At 46.4% G+C, this 16,559-nt stretch carries 17 protein-coding genes and 1 tRNA gene; 5 read left to right on the forward strand and 13 right to left on the reverse strand.

The window, feature by feature from the left end; translation table 11 throughout:
- Window positions 1-82: 82 nt before the first annotated feature.
- Window positions 83-1,057: a LacI family DNA-binding transcriptional regulator gene (locus NSS94_RS19045; protein WP_318628047.1), complete on the reverse strand. Its 975-nt coding sequence runs from the start codon at window positions 1,055-1,057 to the stop codon at window positions 83-85.
- Window positions 1,058-1,243: 186 nt separating this feature from the next.
- On the opposite strand from NSS94_RS19045, the gene NSS94_RS19050 reads away from it, so the two are divergent.
- The gene (locus tag NSS94_RS19050; RefSeq protein ID WP_318628046.1) at window positions 1,244-2,587 is read left to right on the forward strand and encodes a 6-phospho-beta-glucosidase; all 1,344 of its coding nucleotides are present in this window, start codon (window positions 1,244-1,246) and stop codon (window positions 2,585-2,587) included.
- Window positions 2,588-2,736: 149 nt separating this feature from the next.
- Here the strand turns inward: NSS94_RS19050 and NSS94_RS19055 are convergent, their stop codons facing one another.
- The 3 genes from NSS94_RS19055 to NSS94_RS19065 form a co-directional block, all read right to left on the reverse strand.
- Window positions 2,737-3,639 (reverse strand): PhzF family isomerase, encoded by a 903-nt coding sequence (locus tag NSS94_RS19055; protein WP_341039907.1) that lies wholly within the window; start codon window positions 3,637-3,639, stop codon window positions 2,737-2,739.
- 564 nt (window positions 3,640-4,203) lie between these two features.
- On the reverse strand, window positions 4,204-4,485 hold the full coding sequence (locus NSS94_RS19060; protein ID WP_341039909.1) for a hypothetical protein: 282 nt from the start codon (window positions 4,483-4,485) through the stop codon (window positions 4,204-4,206).
- A 293-nt stretch (window positions 4,486-4,778) separates the two neighbouring features.
- Window positions 4,779-4,852: transfer RNA gene (locus tag NSS94_RS19065), tRNA-Arg, on the reverse strand.
- A 174-nt stretch (window positions 4,853-5,026) separates the two neighbouring features.
- On the opposite strand from NSS94_RS19065, the gene NSS94_RS19070 reads away from it, so the two are divergent.
- The gene (locus NSS94_RS19070; RefSeq protein WP_016324668.1) at window positions 5,027-5,320 is read left to right on the forward strand and encodes a DUF4870 domain-containing protein; all 294 of its coding nucleotides are present in this window, start codon (window positions 5,027-5,029) and stop codon (window positions 5,318-5,320) included.
- A gap of 324 nt (window positions 5,321-5,644) precedes the next feature.
- Here the strand turns inward: NSS94_RS19070 and NSS94_RS19075 are convergent, their stop codons facing one another.
- On the reverse strand, window positions 5,645-6,004 hold the full coding sequence (locus NSS94_RS19075; RefSeq protein WP_013311672.1) for a hypothetical protein: 360 nt from the start codon (window positions 6,002-6,004) through the stop codon (window positions 5,645-5,647).
- 163 nt (window positions 6,005-6,167) lie between these two features.
- On the opposite strand from NSS94_RS19075, the gene asnB reads away from it, so the two are divergent.
- Window positions 6,168-8,012, forward strand: a complete 1,845-nt coding sequence (asnB, locus tag NSS94_RS19080; RefSeq protein WP_341039910.1) for an asparagine synthase (glutamine-hydrolyzing) — start codon at window positions 6,168-6,170, stop codon at window positions 8,010-8,012.
- 95 nt (window positions 8,013-8,107) lie between these two features.
- Here asnB and NSS94_RS19085 read toward each other — a convergent pair whose 3' ends face one another.
- From NSS94_RS19085 to NSS94_RS19095, 3 genes are all read right to left on the reverse strand, one after another.
- Window positions 8,108-8,740: an XTP/dITP diphosphatase gene (locus NSS94_RS19085; protein ID WP_069011039.1), complete on the reverse strand. Its 633-nt coding sequence runs from the start codon at window positions 8,738-8,740 to the stop codon at window positions 8,108-8,110.
- Window positions 8,740-9,501, reverse strand: coding sequence for a ribonuclease PH (rph, locus tag NSS94_RS19090; protein WP_013311675.1), 762 nt, complete (start codon window positions 9,499-9,501; stop codon window positions 8,740-8,742). Before rph ends, NSS94_RS19085 begins: the two co-directional genes overlap by 1 nt.
- Window positions 9,502-9,776: 275 nt before the next feature.
- Complete coding sequence (locus NSS94_RS19095; RefSeq protein WP_069011038.1) at window positions 9,777-10,835, reverse strand: GerMN domain-containing protein; 1,059 nt, start codon at window positions 10,833-10,835, stop codon at window positions 9,777-9,779.
- 152 nt (window positions 10,836-10,987) lie between these two features.
- On the opposite strand from NSS94_RS19095, the gene NSS94_RS19100 reads away from it, so the two are divergent.
- Together NSS94_RS19100 and NSS94_RS19105 are read left to right on the forward strand one after the other, a co-directional pair.
- On the forward strand, window positions 10,988-11,545 hold the full coding sequence (locus NSS94_RS19100; RefSeq protein WP_069011037.1) for a phosphatidylglycerophosphatase A family protein: 558 nt from the start codon (window positions 10,988-10,990) through the stop codon (window positions 11,543-11,545).
- Window positions 11,546-11,614: 69 nt separating this feature from the next.
- Entirely contained in the window at window positions 11,615-12,052 is a 438-nt protein-coding gene (locus NSS94_RS19105; protein ID WP_069011036.1) for a GNAT family N-acetyltransferase, read from the forward strand.
- Window positions 12,053-12,194: 142 nt separating this feature from the next.
- Here the strand turns inward: NSS94_RS19105 and NSS94_RS19110 are convergent, their stop codons facing one another.
- From NSS94_RS19110 to NSS94_RS19130, 5 genes are all read right to left on the reverse strand, one after another.
- Window positions 12,195-12,986: an SDR family NAD(P)-dependent oxidoreductase gene (locus NSS94_RS19110; protein WP_341039911.1), complete on the reverse strand. Its 792-nt coding sequence runs from the start codon at window positions 12,984-12,986 to the stop codon at window positions 12,195-12,197.
- Window positions 12,987-13,091: 105 nt separating this feature from the next.
- A complete protein-coding gene (locus tag NSS94_RS19115) occupies window positions 13,092-13,730 on the reverse strand; it encodes a TetR/AcrR family transcriptional regulator (RefSeq protein ID WP_029518356.1) in 639 nt (212 codons plus the stop codon).
- Window positions 13,731-13,975: 245 nt separating this feature from the next.
- Window positions 13,976-14,611 (reverse strand): NAD(P)-dependent oxidoreductase, encoded by a 636-nt coding sequence (locus NSS94_RS19120; RefSeq protein WP_069011034.1) that lies wholly within the window; start codon window positions 14,609-14,611, stop codon window positions 13,976-13,978.
- Window positions 14,612-14,686: 75 nt separating this feature from the next.
- Window positions 14,687-15,697, reverse strand: coding sequence for an MBL fold metallo-hydrolase (locus NSS94_RS19125; protein WP_341039912.1), 1,011 nt, complete (start codon window positions 15,695-15,697; stop codon window positions 14,687-14,689).
- Window positions 15,698-15,719: 22 nt separating this feature from the next.
- Window positions 15,720-16,505: a class I SAM-dependent methyltransferase gene (locus NSS94_RS19130; protein ID WP_250240165.1), complete on the reverse strand. Its 786-nt coding sequence runs from the start codon at window positions 16,503-16,505 to the stop codon at window positions 15,720-15,722.
- Window positions 16,506-16,559: the final 54 nt, after the last annotated feature.

The following is a 16,559-nucleotide window of genomic DNA, read 5'->3' on the forward strand; positions in this document are numbered from 1 at the left end:
CATTTAAATATTTGTAACAATGGATGGGTGAACACCTCCATCATTTTCATTGAGAAGCTTTGATACACAACCCTTTCAGAATTCAGGTGGTCGCTCGCTCTACTAATTTGAATTCCAGATGATGTATCGTTTCTTCCAGCCCTTCGAGGGCATTTCGAATCATAATGAACGCATTCTCAGCTTGCTTGTCTATCGGGTAATGAATCGTAGTTAAATCAAGCAAATGCGAGATTTCGGTGTTATCAAAGCCTACTACTGCAAAATCACTCGGTACAGAAACACCTAGCCTACGCGCTTCAGTCAAAAGACCTGCTGCCAAATAATCGGTAGAACAGGCGAAGGCGTCCGGCCTGTCTGTTGGTGCTCGTTCTGCCCACCAATGAGCTATTTGTTCACCAGCTTCTATTGAATTTAAATCATAAAAATGCGGGAAGGCCTCAGCGTCCAAATCATATTTTTCGCAAAAGTCATGATAAGCTCGAATGCGTTCTTTTGTATTTAACCCCCGCATGCTGCCGTACACATTCACAATTTTCCGATATCCTCGGGTGTACAAATGTTCCAATGCCAGCGTATAGCCCTGATACTGATCCATAAATACAGACGGGATTGCCTCAATGTTTACACGCTGCCAGGTCACAATCGGACCATATTTTGTATAATGCTCAATCACACTCCACTCATTAACGCGAATCATACAGACCAAAGCGTCCAGTTGCTTTCTCCGCAACATTTCCAGCGCTTCAAGCTCCTGTTCCTTCTCCCCATTGGTAATAAACAGCGCTATATTAAAGCCATGCTCCTGGGCATACATTGTAAATCCGCGCACAAATAAACCCAATGAATCATTAAAAGAAAGTGAAATAATCCCTATGAGCTTGGTCATCCCTTTTTTTAAAGATACCGCATTGAGATTAGGAACATAATCCAGTCGATCTATGACCTCCTGCACACGCTGTCTTGTCGGTTCACTTACGTACGGATGGTTGTTAATGACACGGGACACCGTAGCCGAGGATACCCCCGCCAGCTTTGCAATTTCATGAATATTCGCCATTTTTCTCACCTCATTCTTTCTATTTTAGCATGTTCGTGTTTAGCATGTTCGTAGTGTCCGCCCTATAATTGTCACCTTCCCAAAATAAGTTTTTTAAAAGCGCTTGACCTGTAATGCATTACAGGGATTACAGTGAATTTGTGCTTAAGAAAGCGGTTTACAAAACATACTTAGGAGGCACTAACTATGAAAAAAGGCATAAAGATTGCAACCATTGGCGGAGGCTCCAGCTATACACCAGAACTAGTAGAAGGCTTCATCAAACGTTATGCAGAGCTTCCCATTCGGGAATTGTGGCTGGTAGATATTGAGGCAGGTCGTGAAAAACTGGAGATCGTAGGCGCCATGGCCAAACGGATGGTAAAAGCCGCAGGCATTGATTGTGAGGTACATTTGACCCTGGATCGCCGGGAAGCGTTGAAGGACGCTGATTTTGTAACGACCCAATTTCGGGTAGGCTTGCTGGAAGCGCGGATTAAGGATGAAAGTATTCCGTTAAAGCACGGCATAATCGGTCAGGAAACTAATGGGGCCGGTGGGATGTTCAAAGCTTTTCGTACCATCCCTGTTATCCTCAGTATCGTCGAAGATATGAAAGAACTGTGTCCGAATGCATGGTTAATTAATTTTACCAACCCTGCGGGTATGGTCACCGAAGCCGTGCTTCGTTATGGTCAGTGGGATAAAGTCATCGGATTATGTAATGTTCCAATCGGCGCGATCAAGAGTGCATCGGCTGTGCTGGACAAACCGGAAGAAGAGCTATTCTTTAAATTTGCAGGCATTAACCACCTTCATTGGCACAAAGTTTATGACAAAACAGGGGTCGAATTAACAGAGCAAGTTATTGAAGGACTGTACGCTCCGGGCGCAAAGCCAGAGAAAGTCGTAGAAAATATTAAGAACATGCGCTTTCTGTATGATCAAGTTCGTCAATTGAAAATGCTGCCTTGTCCTTACCATCGGTATTACTATATGACGGATAACATGCTCAAGGAAGAATTAGAGGAAGCCAAAAACGAAGGAACTCGGGGCCAAGTGGTCAAACGTCTGGAAGAAAGTCTGTTTGAATTGTATAAAGATCCGAATCTGGATTACAAACCAGAGGAACTATCCAAACGCGGCGGTGCGCATTACAGCGATGCAGCCTGTGAGATCATTAATTCCATTTATAACAACAAAGGCACATTGATGGTGGTTAGTACACGTAACAATGGTGCGATTGATGATGTTCCCTATGATAGCGCCATCGAAGTGACCAGTGTCATTCGCGCTCATGGTGCCGAACCTGTCAACTTTGGCAAATTTCCACCTGCACAGCGGGGCTTGCTGCAAGTGATGAAGGCAATGGAAGAGCTGACGATAGAAGCGGCGGTCACCGGTGACTATGCAACCGCACTGCAAGCCTTCACCCTGAATCCGCTCGTACCAAGCGGGGACATTGCTCAAACCGTGCTGGATGAATTACTAGAAGCACACAAAGAGCATCTGCCTCAATTCTTTGCTCATAAGGAGAAGGCAACGGTATAAAAAGGGCGTCTATCATCCCACTAAAACACAAAAAAGCTTCCTACATGTAGGAAGCTTTGCTATACGTCCCAGGAGTACTTGCTGGGACATTGGTGTTATTGGTTTGTACTTGGCTTGACAATCCGTCATTAAGCTTATTGATAACTTTTTTAAAGTATGATCTCCGTTGAAAAAGCAATAACCGCTTTCCCCGTAATTTGAACTAATACGGGTTTTCCCTGTTCCTTTTTCACATGAACATGCATTGTTCCCTCTCTTTTGATTGCCTCACCTTGTAAAATATCAAAATCAAAAGACTGCTCATTCTCATTTTGCAAAATGTTATAGTGTACCAAATAGGCTCCAAGCGGTCCGTTTGCATTTCCTGTCACCGGGTCTTCAGCTATTCCAATTGCAGGAGCAAACATTCTTCCGTGAACCAATATATCCTCTTGTGGATTTAATGTAAAAACATAATATCCATTACATCCAATATGCTTGCTGATTTCTGTAAGCTTCTGCAAATCAGGTTTTAAACTATGTAGTATTTCATTGGAGTAAATCGGAACCATTACCTTAGAATGACCTGTTGAAGATATTGCAACTGGATATTCCATGCAAATATCTTTACAAGAAATACCTAACGCATTTGCAATCTGACTTCTTATTTCTTCATTTAAAGGCTCTGATACAGAAGGTTCTCCCTGTGTCATTACAATAGAATAGTCATCTTTATACTTTATAACATCAACAGGCAATATACCTGCTTTTGTTTTTTGAATAATTCTTCCAGTTTCAGCTTTTCTCTCAATTGCATAAATATAATGCGCTGCTACTGTTGCATGACCACAAATTGGAACCTCTGTTGTTGGAGTAAAAAATCTTACTTCAACATCATAATTTGAAGAATCTGTTTCAAAAATAAATGCAGTTTCCGAATTATTTAATTCTCTTGCAATTCTCTGCATCTGCTCATCTGTAAGTCCATTTGCATTTGGAACAACCCCAGCAGGGTTACCATGAAATCTATTTTTTGTAAATGAGTCTACTTGATATATTCTATATTTTTTCATAATTTCGCCTCTATAAATACCAGTTTGTCTGTCTGTTAAATCTGATATTAACATACTTTTTAGGCAGTTTCACTTAAATTAAAAGATATAATATGGCCCTTTAATGAAAACGAACTGATCCTTATTATAGAATCGCGCTCTTTTATGGAAGATTGTTATTAAACTAAAGCCGCAGTTAGCTGAAATGGTCTTCTCAATCCTTATCTAAAAGTGGAATAAATCTTTTATGATTATAGATACTTTTAGATTCTGTCACGCCTGTTGAATAACCAAAATAAGTAACTCAATTCATGAAACAAGAGGTGCACTGAAGAAGAACGCGCTGAATCTGAATCAGCCATTCAACAGGTAGTTTTGAAGAAGAAATAGACGAGAAAATCGCGCAAAGGAAAGAACGGCATGTTGGGGCCATGAAGTCTGAGCAGCAACAAATAGCCAATTGAGCAGGACATAGACGATTAGAGCACAGAATAATTGCCCATAGACCGCATTTTCAGTCATGCCCAACAGCGTTGGAATATTCAAATGTTGCTTGATCCAACGAAAGAAGACTTCAATCTGCCATCAAGCCTTATTGATCTGTTTCGCCCCCCTGAAGGGGTTGCCCATTTTCTGCTCGTAAAGCGACATGAAGTTTAATACCTCCACGCTCTCCGTGATAAGGAGCCCAATGGATCGATAGCTACCCCATTGTTCCAACGCAGCCATGCACCAGTATTGGAGTAAATGGTACACCGTAAACTTGCGGGCTTTGTCTTCATAACCTATTAACTTCACAACCCTTTGAACTTCTTCAGGAGTCAGCATGGATTGAAGGATAGATGTAATCGTGATAGAATTTCTCATAAGTTCGTCTTCTTTCGGATTCGTTTGGATGGTACCAACGATTCTGCAGAAAAGACGATCTTTTTTCTGCCATTTTGTGGTTATTCAACAGGCGTGCTACAATATAGGGGTATTAGTTTATATAGCGTGTAAAAATCGTGTGTATAATTTGTGTAAACAGGTGTATTAATCACACCTTATTCTAACGTTTTCTATCGTAACCCCAATAAAAGAAAAAACGCCCCAAACCCTTATATATCAAGGATTTGAAGCATTTTAATTTCGTTCAAACTTTACATATCTGAACGCTTCGACGTCCCAGGAGGGATTCGAACCCCCGACCGACGGCTTAGAAGGCCGTTGCTCTATCCAGCTGAGCTACTGGGACAAGATGGTGATCAATAAAACTTTATGTATTCAGCGCATTGATTATTATATCACATTTCGAGCAACTGTCAAAAGCATTTTTTTCATGATGTAGGGAAGCTGGCTGCAAAGGAATCATTTGGACGCTAACGGGGTATTATGTACAAAGAACCATGCATAAAGGAGGGGTTAATCCGTGAGAGGTCTTTTGTCGTCACTTTGTTATTTCAGCATTTTCTTCGCACCTTTTCTAGTGCCTGTCATTGTGTGGATTGCAGTACGGGACGAATATGTTCAGGGACATGCAAAAAAAGCTATTTTATCGCATATTTTCCCCATTATTGCGGCGATTCCGCTAGTGTATTTTATTATAACGGCGAATCATGCAGGTTCAGTGATCGGGTTTGTACTGCTATTCGTAGTGGTCTATCTCGGGGTTTTTGTGTATAACATCTACAAAGGAATTATGACGCTGCGTGAAGCGGCTTAGTTCAAAAGAAGCCTCCTATATTCCGCAAACTTGGCGGGATACAGAGGCTTCTTTAGGGTTATTTTTGATGAGTTGCTGTTGCTATTTAGTTCGATGGCTATGGCTGCTTATTTATTCCCAAAGCGTTTAGGACTTCTACGCACCTCATGTCTTACGTTTTTCTCCAGTACTTCTTCTGCAAACTCATTGTTGTGAATATAACTGCTGCCTTTATTTTTCTTATAATTCGCTTTGCCGTCTATGATTTCCCCCTCCTTTCACGCTGATCCGGCGATGGCGCCGGGGCCCAAATCAACAAAAGCCGAGGCATAGCACACCATATCCTCATGCCCCGAACTCCTTGGCGAACTCTGTACTGAGTTGCCCATACGAGAGCAATTCTTTTTTGAACTTCTCTCGCTCCTCACCAGCAGTAATGTGTGTAGAATCGGTAAAAGCCTTGTCTGTCACTTCCTCAAATGCCGAATGCAGGTTATTGTCGTACCAATCCAGCTCCAGATCGGCGTCATTGCGGATGATCCGTACCATGTCGTAGTCATGCTGACCATCCGTCTGATCCTTGGCCGTGATATAGACCAGCAGTTCCGGGTCATCCGCGGCACCAGGCCGCACCTCTACCTCAGCGCAACGCACTCCGTCAAGTTCAGTGAAGCGGCGGATTTTGGCATCCTTGATGTAGTACATGGTCTTCCTCCTTCCTTGCGAGTAGACGGGTTGCCCCATCAGTAGTTTTCGGAACGGACAGACATTTTATGCTTCTTTTCGGCATATATACTGTTGAACTGGGGATTTAGTTTTTGATTCATTCCAACACTGGATGAACACGACAAAGAGAGGATGAACAGACATGTGCGGAATTACAGGTTTCATACAGTGGAACGGAGACTTAATGCATCAATCTGAGCTGCTGCTGAATATGGCACAAACGCTCTCCGATCGCGGACCAGATGCTGCGGGTACCTGGATATCCAATCCGTGTGCCTTCGGACACCGAAGACTGAGCGTTATGGACCCGGAAAATGGCGCTCAACCCATGATCCGGCAGCTGGAGGATATCACTTATACGATTGTATATAACGGGGAAATATATAACGCGCCTGAGCTGAAAAAAGAGCTGCAACAGCGCGGGCATTTTTTCCGTACACAATGCGACACGGAGGTGCTGCTCGAATCCTATATCGAATGGGGCCCCGAATGTGTGGATCGGTTAAACGGCATTTTTGCGTTTGCAGTCTGGGATAGTGAGCGGGAGCAGGTATTTCTGGCACGGGATCGGCTGGGAGTGAAGCCGCTATTTTATAGCCAGACCGAAGAAGTATTCGTATTTGGCTCAGAACCCAAAGCACTGCTTCAGCATCCAGCGGTAGAAGCAGCAGTGGACGCCGAGGGATTGGCCGAAATTTTTATCATCGGGCCTGCACGTACCCCCGGACACGGCGTCTATTCGTCTATGAAGGAGCTACGCCCCGGGCATACGCTAACTTACAGCCGCGACGGCGTGCGCATTCAAGCCTACTGGACACTGGAAAGCATTGCGCATGAGGATAACACCGAAGAAACGGCGCTTAAGGTACGAGAACTGTTGCTGGATACGGTGGAGCGGCAGCTCATTTCGGATGTTCCGGTGTGCACCTTATTGTCTGGCGGGTTGGATTCAAGCGCTCTATCCGCATTAGCTGTCGATTATTACAAACGTACCGGGCAGGGACAAGTTCATACGTATTCGGTCGATTATGTGGATAACGACAAGCATTTTAAAGCCCATGCGTTTCAACCAGGAGCCGATGCCCCCTGGATTCAGCGGATGGTGGATGAATTAGGGACAAATCATCACTGGATTGAATTCGATACGCCAGAAGTCGTAGCAGCTCTGAACAACTCCACGCTAACGCGGGATTTACCCGGAATGGCGGACGTGGATTCGTCGCTGTATCTCTTTTGCCGGGAGATTAAAAAAGGGGCTACGGTCGCTATTTCCGGCGAGGCTGCGGATGAAGTTTTTGGCGGATATCCATGGTTCCACCGGGAGGATATGCTGAATTCGGGTACATTCCCGTGGGCAGTTGCACCCGACATGAGAGCCAGTCTGTTGTCTCCCGAAGTGCGGGACTGGATCAAGCCGCTGGAGTATTTGAACGACCGCTACTCCGAAGCGGTAGGAGAAGTGCCGAAGCTACCAGGAGAAACAGGAAAAGCTGCACAAATGCGCGTTATGTCCTATTTGAACATCACCCGCTTTATGCCTACTCTGCTGGACCGCAAGGATCGGATGAGTATGGGAGCCGGACTCGAAGTGCGGGTACCGTATTGCGATCATCGATTGGTGCAATATGTATGGAACATTCCGTGGAGCATTAAGATGACAGGCGGACGTGAAAAAGGTATTTTGCGCAAGGCGCTTGAGGGTGTACTGCCGGATGATGTGCTGTATCGCAAAAAAAGCCCATATCCAAAAACGCATAACCCTTCCTACCTTGAGGCTGTGAAAAAGCAGGCGCTGCAGCTGCTGGATGACTCCTCTTCCCCACTGCTCAAGCTGATTGATGCGCAAAAGGTACGCGATATTGCCGCCTCACCGGAGGCATCCACCAATCTGCCTTGGTTTGGTCAACTGATGTCGGGTCCGCAGTTGTTTGCCTATTTGGCCCAAGTGGATAACTGGTTGCGCACTTACAAGGTTGCGATTCGATAAGCTAAAAATACAAAAAAGGCTATCCGCAACTCATGACTGACGGATAGCCCTTTTTCGTTATGTGAATGGGGGATAATTTCGCCCCTGTTACCAAGCTATGCCTGTGGATTACCCAGCTTTGTTGCCAAATCCCGCAGAGCTATCCCTCGGTGACTGATAGCCTGCTTTTGTTCCAACGTCAGCTCGGCCATTGTCTTCTCAAACTCTGGCAAATAAAACAGCGGATCATACCCAAACCCGCCGCTGCCGGCGGTTTCAGTAGTAATCCAGCCTTCCACGGAACCTGTCGATTCCAGCGTCTCGCCAGTCTGCGGATTATACAGAATCAAGGTACAGACGAATTGAGCCGGGCTTAGCAAAGGCTGTCCCGTATCATCACCCAGCTGCTTCGATTCCAGAACGTCGAGCAGCTTAATATTGTTTTCGTGATCGCTGGCACCTTCTCCAGCATAACGGGCAGAGTATACCCCCGGTGCACCGTCCAGCAAGTCCACGCAGAGGCCTGAATCATCGGCCAGCACGGGCAATCCGAGCACATCTCCAACCGCTTTAGCCTTTTTCAGTGCATTTTCGGCAAAGGTTTTGCCATCTTCAACGACATCAGGAATGTCGGGATAATCGTACATGCTTCTGACTTCCTTGCCAAACGGCGCAAAAGCATGCGCAAATTCCCGCACTTTTCCTTTATTTTTCGTAGCGACAATGACGACCGGGCCATCCAGCTGCATTAGGCGCCAGCTCCTGTACGTCCAGCACCGATCTTATCAGCAATCGGTCCAAGTACTTCTTTTTGGCGCTCAATCATTTGCAGAATCCCTTGTTCGCCCAAGCTAAGCAGTTGATCCAATTCGTTACGGTCAAATGGGCTTTCTTCACCTGTACCTTGCAGCTCGACATATTTTCCACTGCCAGTCATGACAAGATTCATGTCCACTTTGGCCTTGGAATCCTCTTCATAGTTCAGATCCAGCAACGCTTTTTCACCTACAACCCCTACGCTGACGGAAGCCAGAAAATCGGTAATTGGAAAAACAGGCAGCTTGTGCTGGGTAGCAATTTTATTGACCGCAATCGCCAACGCTACGAAAGAACCTGTAATTGAGGTTGTACGTGTTCCGCCGTCCGCCTGAATGACATCACAATCCAACGTAATCGTCCGTTCACCAAGCGCCTGCAAATTGACCACCGAACGCAATGCTCTTCCAATCAGACGCTGAATTTCCATGGTACGGCCTGTCAGCTTGCCACGCGCAGCTTCACGCTGATTACGGCTATGAGTCGCACGCGGAAGCATGGAATACTCTGCGGTTACCCAGCCTTTTCCTTGTCCCTTCATAAAGGGGGGGACGCGTTCTTCTACAGTAGCCGTGCAAATGACTTTCGTCTCGCCAACCTCTATAAAAACAGAGCCCTCCGCGTATTTATTTACTCCTGCTGTCAATTTCATCGGGCGCAGCTCATCACCGTTTCGTCCGTTAGATCTACTCATGCTTTTTCCTCCTACGTCGTATGCAACCTGTTCTTATATGTTTATTTTACCAAAGTGTGCAGGCAAAAGCACCCCAAGGACGATTCCCGCCCTTAAAGAGGTTGTTCAAAAAGTCGTCTTTCCATGACGAAGCTAATCAAGAAGCGGATTCAACGTCGAATCTTGAATTCAGCCGGGCCTTCCGTTGCTCACGTAGATCTGTCTACGCTCCGCTACTCAGTCCCTAGCTTCATCCAATCTTCTCGGTCCTGAAAAGCCGACTTTTGAACACGCCCTTAAAGAGGGATTTCGTTAATATGCTGCGGCTTGGCTACAGGCTCTCCATAATTTTGATTATTTTGTCCAATCACGCTTTTTTCACCATTCAGTTCAATCCGAATTTTTGTTTTGACTGCATCATCTGAATTGTCTGCCGCTGTCAGCACAACCGATTCCAAAAATTCAGCAGGCACGGCTTCTCCCTTAGCAAACATATCATCCGAGAGCGATACCGTAATGACGTTGTCTTTGGAGCGTTCTACTGATTTCAGTGCCGTCTCTCCTGTCATCACTTCTTGTAACCCATCTTTGGTCTGCGGCCCTTGAATCAATTGATGCAGTGCTGACTGGACACGATCTTTTTCAGGGCTGACCAACCGTGTTACAGGTACATAGTATTGAACTCCAGCAGGAGAAGATGAAGAGAAATACACAGTGACTGGACTAGAATCCAGTGGTGTTACGCCATGACCAATCTCCAAGTTAATACCTACTGCACGTGTCAACGGATGATCCAGCGGTGTGCCGCCAACAGGCATTTCGTTCAGCTTTTTGCCCTCCACCCAGATCTGTACGCTCTCAATATCAGGACGGTCGGTCAGGGTCCAGGTCAAGCTCTCCATTAATTTTCGTTCATCCTGTGGCTTATAGTTGGCGAAAGATTTGTTGAATTCGACAACAGCCAGCTTGTTGTTCTTGTCCACTGTCACACTTTTCACTTCCGTGCCTTGGGGAATTACACCTTTAAATCCCTCTGGCAATAATCCGGCATACGGCCCCCCCTCAACCAGGGCTTCCAGCGCCGACTTGGCATCTGCCTGTACATCCCCTGTAGCCATCGGTAAAGATACCGGGGCCAGCAAACCGTTATGATCTTGCAAAAAAACAGCCCTCAGTTGCCCTGTACTGGCAGGTGCTTTTCCGGTTACAGCCTTAATCATGGACTGCTCTGTCGTGGACGGCGGGGGGTCAATGGATGCCGATTCGTTGCCGAAAAGGCTGCAGCCTGACAACAACAGGGGTAGGGATAGCAGTCCAGCTACAGAGGTCATACGCCATGGGTGTTTTATATTCATAAGTGAAGTTCCTCCCTAACAATTTTGTACAGATTGTACTAATATGTATACAAGCCTCGCGTAAAAAATAACTACTTTTTCAGCAGACTGGACACACTGGTCATAATTGCAGTAGAAATCAGGATCTATACGAGGAGGGTAACTTCAATTTTATGGACAAGAAAAAAGTACCTTACAGCCTGAACAGTAAAAAGGTAGCTGATGCCACCCGCGAGTGGCTGCACAAGCGTGGCGTTAACATGACTGAAATCGCAGAACTGGTCATGCTTTTACAGAAAAAATATTACCCAACCCTAACGATGGAAGAATGTATGGAGAATGTGGACAAGGTACTGATGAAGCGCGAGGTTCAAAATGCCGTGCTCACGGGCATCCAACTGGATATCCTTGCAGAACAGGGCGCTCTTCTTCCCCCATTGCAGGATATGATTGAAAATGATGAGGGATTATACGGGGTGGATGAAATTCTGGCCTTTTCCATTGTAAATGTGTACGGCAGCATTGGATTCACCAATTACGGTTATGTCGATAAACTCAAACCAGGTGTGCTGGAACGCCTGAATGATAAAAGCCTCGGGCCGATCCATACGTTCCTGGACGACATTGTGGGCGCTATCGCAGCTTCGGCCAGCAGCCGTATCGCCCATCGCAAACAGGCAGAGCGTGAGCAGGAGCTTGGGGAAGAAAGCGCACCGAATACAACACGTTAAACAACATGCTAAATAACAAACAACGCGTGGGAATATAACAGATATATAAGGGTTAGAGGAGAACTAGACATGGCAAACATTACTGAAGGGTATGCATTCCGTACGATGCAGGCTAATGATTATGATCAAGCCATTGAGCTGTGGAATGGCTTAGACGGATTGGGATTAAGCGAGGCCGACTCACCGGAGCGAATTGCACGCTTTTTACAACGGAACGAAGGACTTAGCTTTGTCTGTGAGTACAACGGAAACATCATAGGCACGATTTTAGCGGGCCACGATAGTCGCAGGGGGTTTCTGTATCATCTGGGTGTAGCTGCAGCACATCGTGGTCAAGGGATCGCGCCCAGATTGGTGGATAAAGCGTTATCTGCTTTGCTGAGAGAAGGCATTGATAAATGTCATCTGTTTGTGATGGAGCATAACGCAGGGGGTCAACGCTTCTGGTCAGCTAATGGCTGGGAGAAACGGGATGGAATTTTACTATATTCCCGAGGACTAGAATAGGATCTAAGCGCTTGATCTATACAAATAGGAACACCGGGTCTGATTCAAGTCGAGCTATAAACGATCAGACCCGGTGCATAATACTCACAGCTTATTCATTGCCATTCTAACATTTCAAGCTCAGATTACCTTCATTCATAAATTACAATCCATTTTGTGGACGCAGTGCACGTTCTACAATTCCCAGCGTGGATTGACGAGAGAAGAACCGGGACACCTGAGCTACCCAATAGTTTTGGCGACCGGAAATGATGTGACTACGTCCCTTTTCAAATGCTCTCAACGCGTTCTTCACAACGGTTTGGGGAGTTTCCCTAATTCCAATTGACGCTTCACTTGCGCCAACAATATCAAAAAACGGCGTTTCTGTTGAGCCTGGACAAAGGGCCAAAACTTTAAGCCCCCGTTTCCGATTTTCGGCCCATAGCGCTTCAGTAAAAGAAAGCACAAATGCTTTGGTTGCTCCATATACGGCCATATATGGATCGGGCTGAAATGCGGCTGTGGAAGAAACATTGATGAGTCCCCCATCCCGCTTACGCAATAAATCAGGCATAAATGCATGTGTGATGTCGACTAAAGCAGCCACATTGAGCATCACTTCCTCATGCTGTCGTTCTCCTGAAACCTGCTCAAAGTATCCATAGGTGGCAAAACCCGCGTTGTTAATCAGGAGATCTACCTTTAGCTGTTGTTTTTGAACCTCCTGATGCAATGTCTGGGATGCTCTGGGTGTGGAAAGATCCAGCGCAATCACTGTTGCTTTTACGTTATATTTAGCTATGAGCTCCTTGGCCAGCGCTTCTAATTTGGTTTCATTCCGAGCTACCAAAATGAGGTCACATTTCTTAGCTGCGAGCGAATAGGCAAATGCCTCGCCAATACCGGATGATGCCCCTGTGATCAGAGCTGTTTTGTTTGCGTACATAAACATGATGATAACCTCCATAGTATCGTTGTTTTATTTTAGAAACATTGTTACCACTACTCTATAATGAACTGAAGTCATCTACTATGACGACCTCAGTACACTTCATTTTTACGATGGGGATGAGGATGTTTTAAATGCTACGAGCGTATTCTTCAGTGTAAATGCATACACCCCTTGAGCCATATCTACATCTGAAAAATGACCTGCAAACTGAAGATGTATGACCCCATGTAAAGCAGACCAAAACATCCGGACAACCAGCAACGGATCATGCTCTTTCAATGCTCCCTGCTCCATAGCGTGTATGACGGTTTGCAGAATTCGTGACAGTGCCGTTGTGGTCCCCTCCAAGCTCTGTTCATCCGGCTTGAAATCAGACAATGCCCCGCCAAACATCATTTTATAATAGGCTGAATGGAGCTGTGCAAATTCCCAGTACGCCCAGCATAGAGCTTCCAGATCAGCGAGTACGCTTTCGGTAACAGGTACTTGCTGGAAGGTTTCAGCCAATAGCCGACATCCATCCAGGTACATCTCATTGGCAAGACCATCCTTACTGCCAAAAATATTGTAAATGATCTTGGTGGAACAGCTTAATTTCTGCGCAACTCGCCGTACGGTCACAGCCTCAGGCCCTTCTTCCACAAGAAGGATGCATGCGGCATCGATGACATTTTTACGTAGCAATTGCTGCTGCTGTTGCTTCACTTCCGAATAGGTTTTATAGGGAGGCGATGGCTCGGACATGATTGAATGCACTTCCTTTTGCTTGAGGATTTTGCAAAATCCTGGCTTATTAAAAACTGTTGCTTGTTGCTACTATAATAAATTAAAGAACTACACAAGACTTTCGGGAAACGATGTTTCTGTTAAGAATCATAGTATTCTAAGCCTGAGTATTTGTCAAATAAAAAAAGAAACACAATAAGTAGATACACTTACCGTGCTCTGGTTGATTGCTTAAAAATGAAGCTATGTTGGGTGTTCCACGATCAATAGGCAATGCCTACCCGTGTACGGATAAATCCGTAACTCTTGCATTGCCGATAGGTAAAATCAGCCGTATCCGCGGTGGTAATTTGTGAGCCACCTTCAGGCAAAAAATCTTTTTCCACGCGATAAATACCTGTCCGCGCTCCATCCGGTAGATAGGTTGGACATACGATTGTCCAGTCTAGTGCCGATTCACGCAGCAATTCGTACACTCGCCGATGTTCCTGGGCCGCACGAGTGCTGCGTCGTCGGGTATCGTAGGACTCGTAACGATACAGGTCCGGTTCGGTCCGGCTTTGCAAAATTCCTGCCGTTCCTACCGTAATGAGCCGAGAAATGGACTGTTCCTGCATGAGCCGGATCAGCAGGGCTATATTAACGGATAAGGTAGTCGTTCCATCCGTATTCAGCGCACTGATCACAGTCGTCGCCCCACCCTTCAGCGCCTGTGCTACGTCCTCTCCATTAGTGGCATCGCCTTGTACGATTTGCAGCTGATTCCCATATCCAGGTATGTAATCCTCCAACTTGTCCGGTGAACGAACAAGGACCGTAACGGTATGACCGTCCGCTAACGCATAATCTAATATATACCGTCCTACGCGTCCGGTAGCTCCCAGCAGCAGCAAATTCATAAAGTCCTCTTTTCCGGCATGCATGCCGCTTGTCATGTTGTTTCGTTATGTCACTTGTTGGTCAACTTTCCGTGACTATTGACGGCAAAAGGGATAGAAGCGCGTGATTGGGTTCGTCTCGCTCATAGAGGCCCGTTCACGGCGCACCAGCTCCACCAGATGAGCCAGCGTCTCGGACATGGCAAACCTTAGCTGGTGAATACCCAGCTTGCCACCGAACATGGCAATGCACAGCTCATAGGCTGTGCTTCCCTCCGGTTGGATCAGCTGCTGAAATTTCTCCAGTCGTTCTTCATGATGTGCCAGCAACGCTTGCGTCCGCTCCCGAAAATAACCAAACGGATTGCGGTGCCCCGGATATGCCCACGCTACCTCCAGCTCGCCTAGACGCTGCAAGCCGTCTACATAAGACTTCAACGGCTGGGCATCACTGCCCGGCAGCAGACTGATATTAGGAGAAATCTGCGGCAAAACTGCGTCACCGCAGAGGATAACACCGCTATTCGGGTCATATAAGGACATATGTCCGGGCGCATGCCCTCCCGTCTCGACGGGCAGCCAACTGCGTCCACCCCATTCCAGACGAGCGTCTATGCCGGTAGGAATAACGGTAATCTCAGGCTGTGGATTCACTTGCAAATAAGCCTGCCGTATATGTAATTCCAAGGCCGGCACTTGCTCCAAAGGAAAGCCATGCTGGACAAAAAAGCTGGGAAGCCTGTTCTCCATAGCGACCGTCGATTCTGGAGCGTCCCACATCATCATCGCTTCCTTATGGCTTCGGGCTGACATATGTACACGAGCCTGACTTTGCTGCTGCATCCAACCCGCCAATCCGTAATGATCAGGGTGATGATGAGTGACCACAATGTCCGAAATATCCCCAAAGGACATTCCCAGCTGGTGGAAGACATGCGCCCATTCTGCCTCGGTGTCCATATTGCGCGGCCCCGGGTCTACAATCGTAAAACCGTGCTCTCCCTTGAGCACATAGCTATTCACCCAGCGCAGCGGAAAGGACATGGATATTTTGACCTGAAAGCCTCCGTCTATTCGCTCACACGGTGTAAGCTCTGGCATTTTCATGGCTTCCATCCGCCTTTCTGTTTCAAGCCCGCACGCCGACAAAAATCATTCGAGGCGAAGCATCTTCGATATATTGATCTTCATTATAGCTTCCGTGTACCTGCTCCACAGATAATCCGGCTTGCTCTAGCAATCCACGAAACTTTTCATATGGATATAGTTTCACTCGTTCATGATACACGCGCGCAGGTTCTCCCTCAGTAGGAATCGTGCCCAGAGCAGAGGCTGCCTCAGTGCCCGTAACGGATGCAGCTGACCGAATCGCAATTTGCTTTTTCACAAAGCCATCTTCAATGACCCGATGCTCCTCAATCCAATTCCCTTCATCCTCCCGTGACGAATGCGGTACCAAATGAGCGGTTACGTAAGCAGGGTTCAAATAATCTATGATAAAGCGTCCTCCCGGCTTCAACAGCCGATATATTTCCTTTAGTACTTTAAGCTGCTCCTCATCCTTTTCAAAATAACCGAAGGAGGTGAACAAATTCATCACCGCGTCATAGCTTTCATCCAGCGGCACCTCTCTCATATCCCCTTGATGCCAACTTACCCGCCCTTCGGAATCAGCTGCACGAGCCTCTCTCAGCAACACATTGGAAAGGTCCACACCGGTCACCTTATAACCTGCATCTGCGAGCGCAAGCGAATGACGGCCCATCCCACAGCATAAATCCAATACGCTGGAGCCTTGCGGTAATTTGAGCCAGGAGATCATTTTTTGCACTTCCTGATAGGCTCCCTGAAAGTCGCGATGCTTGTATACCAATAAATAATCTTCCCCAAAGCTTTGCTCGTACCATTCTGCCATACCGTTTCTCCTCCATGAACTCATTTTCACTCTATTACATACTATATTAGCTTT

The organism is Paenibacillus sp. FSL L8-0644, from assembly GCF_038008165.1.
Classification (GTDB): domain Bacteria; phylum Bacillota; class Bacilli; order Paenibacillales; family Paenibacillaceae; genus Paenibacillus; species Paenibacillus polymyxa_D.

What these genes read in the sequence shown, in the direction of transcription:
- NSS94_RS19045 (WP_318628047.1), bottom strand. Translation starts at nt 1,057, where the DNA reads ATGGCGAATATTCATGAAATTGCAAAGCTGGCGGGGGTATCCTCGGCT.
- NSS94_RS19050 (WP_318628046.1), top strand. Translation starts at nt 1,244, where the DNA reads ATGAAAAAAGGCATAAAGATTGCAACCATTGGCGGAGGCTCCAGCTAT.
- NSS94_RS19055 (WP_341039907.1), bottom strand. Translation starts at nt 3,639, where the DNA reads ATGAAAAAATATAGAATATATCAAGTAGACTCATTTACAAAAAATAGA.
- NSS94_RS19060 (WP_341039909.1), bottom strand. Translation starts at nt 4,485, where the DNA reads ATGAGAAATTCTATCACGATTACATCTATCCTTCAATCCATGCTGACT.
- NSS94_RS19075 (WP_013311672.1), bottom strand. Translation starts at nt 6,004, where the DNA reads ATGTACTACATCAAGGATGCCAAAATCCGCCGCTTCACTGAACTTGAC.
- asnB (WP_341039910.1), top strand. Translation starts at nt 6,168, where the DNA reads ATGTGCGGAATTACAGGTTTCATACAGTGGAACGGAGACTTAATGCAT.
- NSS94_RS19085 (WP_069011039.1), bottom strand. Translation starts at nt 8,740, where the DNA reads ATGCAGCTGGATGGCCCGGTCGTCATTGTCGCTACGAAAAATAAAGGA.
- rph (WP_013311675.1), bottom strand. Translation starts at nt 9,501, where the DNA reads ATGAGTAGATCTAACGGACGAAACGGTGATGAGCTGCGCCCGATGAAA.
- NSS94_RS19095 (WP_069011038.1), bottom strand. Translation starts at nt 10,835, where the DNA reads ATGAATATAAAACACCCATGGCGTATGACCTCTGTAGCTGGACTGCTA.
- NSS94_RS19100 (WP_069011037.1), top strand. Translation starts at nt 10,988, where the DNA reads ATGGACAAGAAAAAAGTACCTTACAGCCTGAACAGTAAAAAGGTAGCT.
- NSS94_RS19105 (WP_069011036.1), top strand. Translation starts at nt 11,615, where the DNA reads ATGGCAAACATTACTGAAGGGTATGCATTCCGTACGATGCAGGCTAAT.
- NSS94_RS19110 (WP_341039911.1), bottom strand. Translation starts at nt 12,986, where the DNA reads ATGTTTATGTACGCAAACAAAACAGCTCTGATCACAGGGGCATCATCC.
- NSS94_RS19115 (WP_029518356.1), bottom strand. Translation starts at nt 13,730, where the DNA reads ATGTCCGAGCCATCGCCTCCCTATAAAACCTATTCGGAAGTGAAGCAA.
- NSS94_RS19120 (WP_069011034.1), bottom strand. Translation starts at nt 14,611, where the DNA reads ATGAATTTGCTGCTGCTGGGAGCTACCGGACGCGTAGGACGGTATATA.
- NSS94_RS19125 (WP_341039912.1), bottom strand. Translation starts at nt 15,697, where the DNA reads ATGAAAATGCCAGAGCTTACACCGTGTGAGCGAATAGACGGAGGCTTT.
- NSS94_RS19130 (WP_250240165.1), bottom strand. Translation starts at nt 16,505, where the DNA reads ATGGCAGAATGGTACGAGCAAAGCTTTGGGGAAGATTATTTATTGGTA.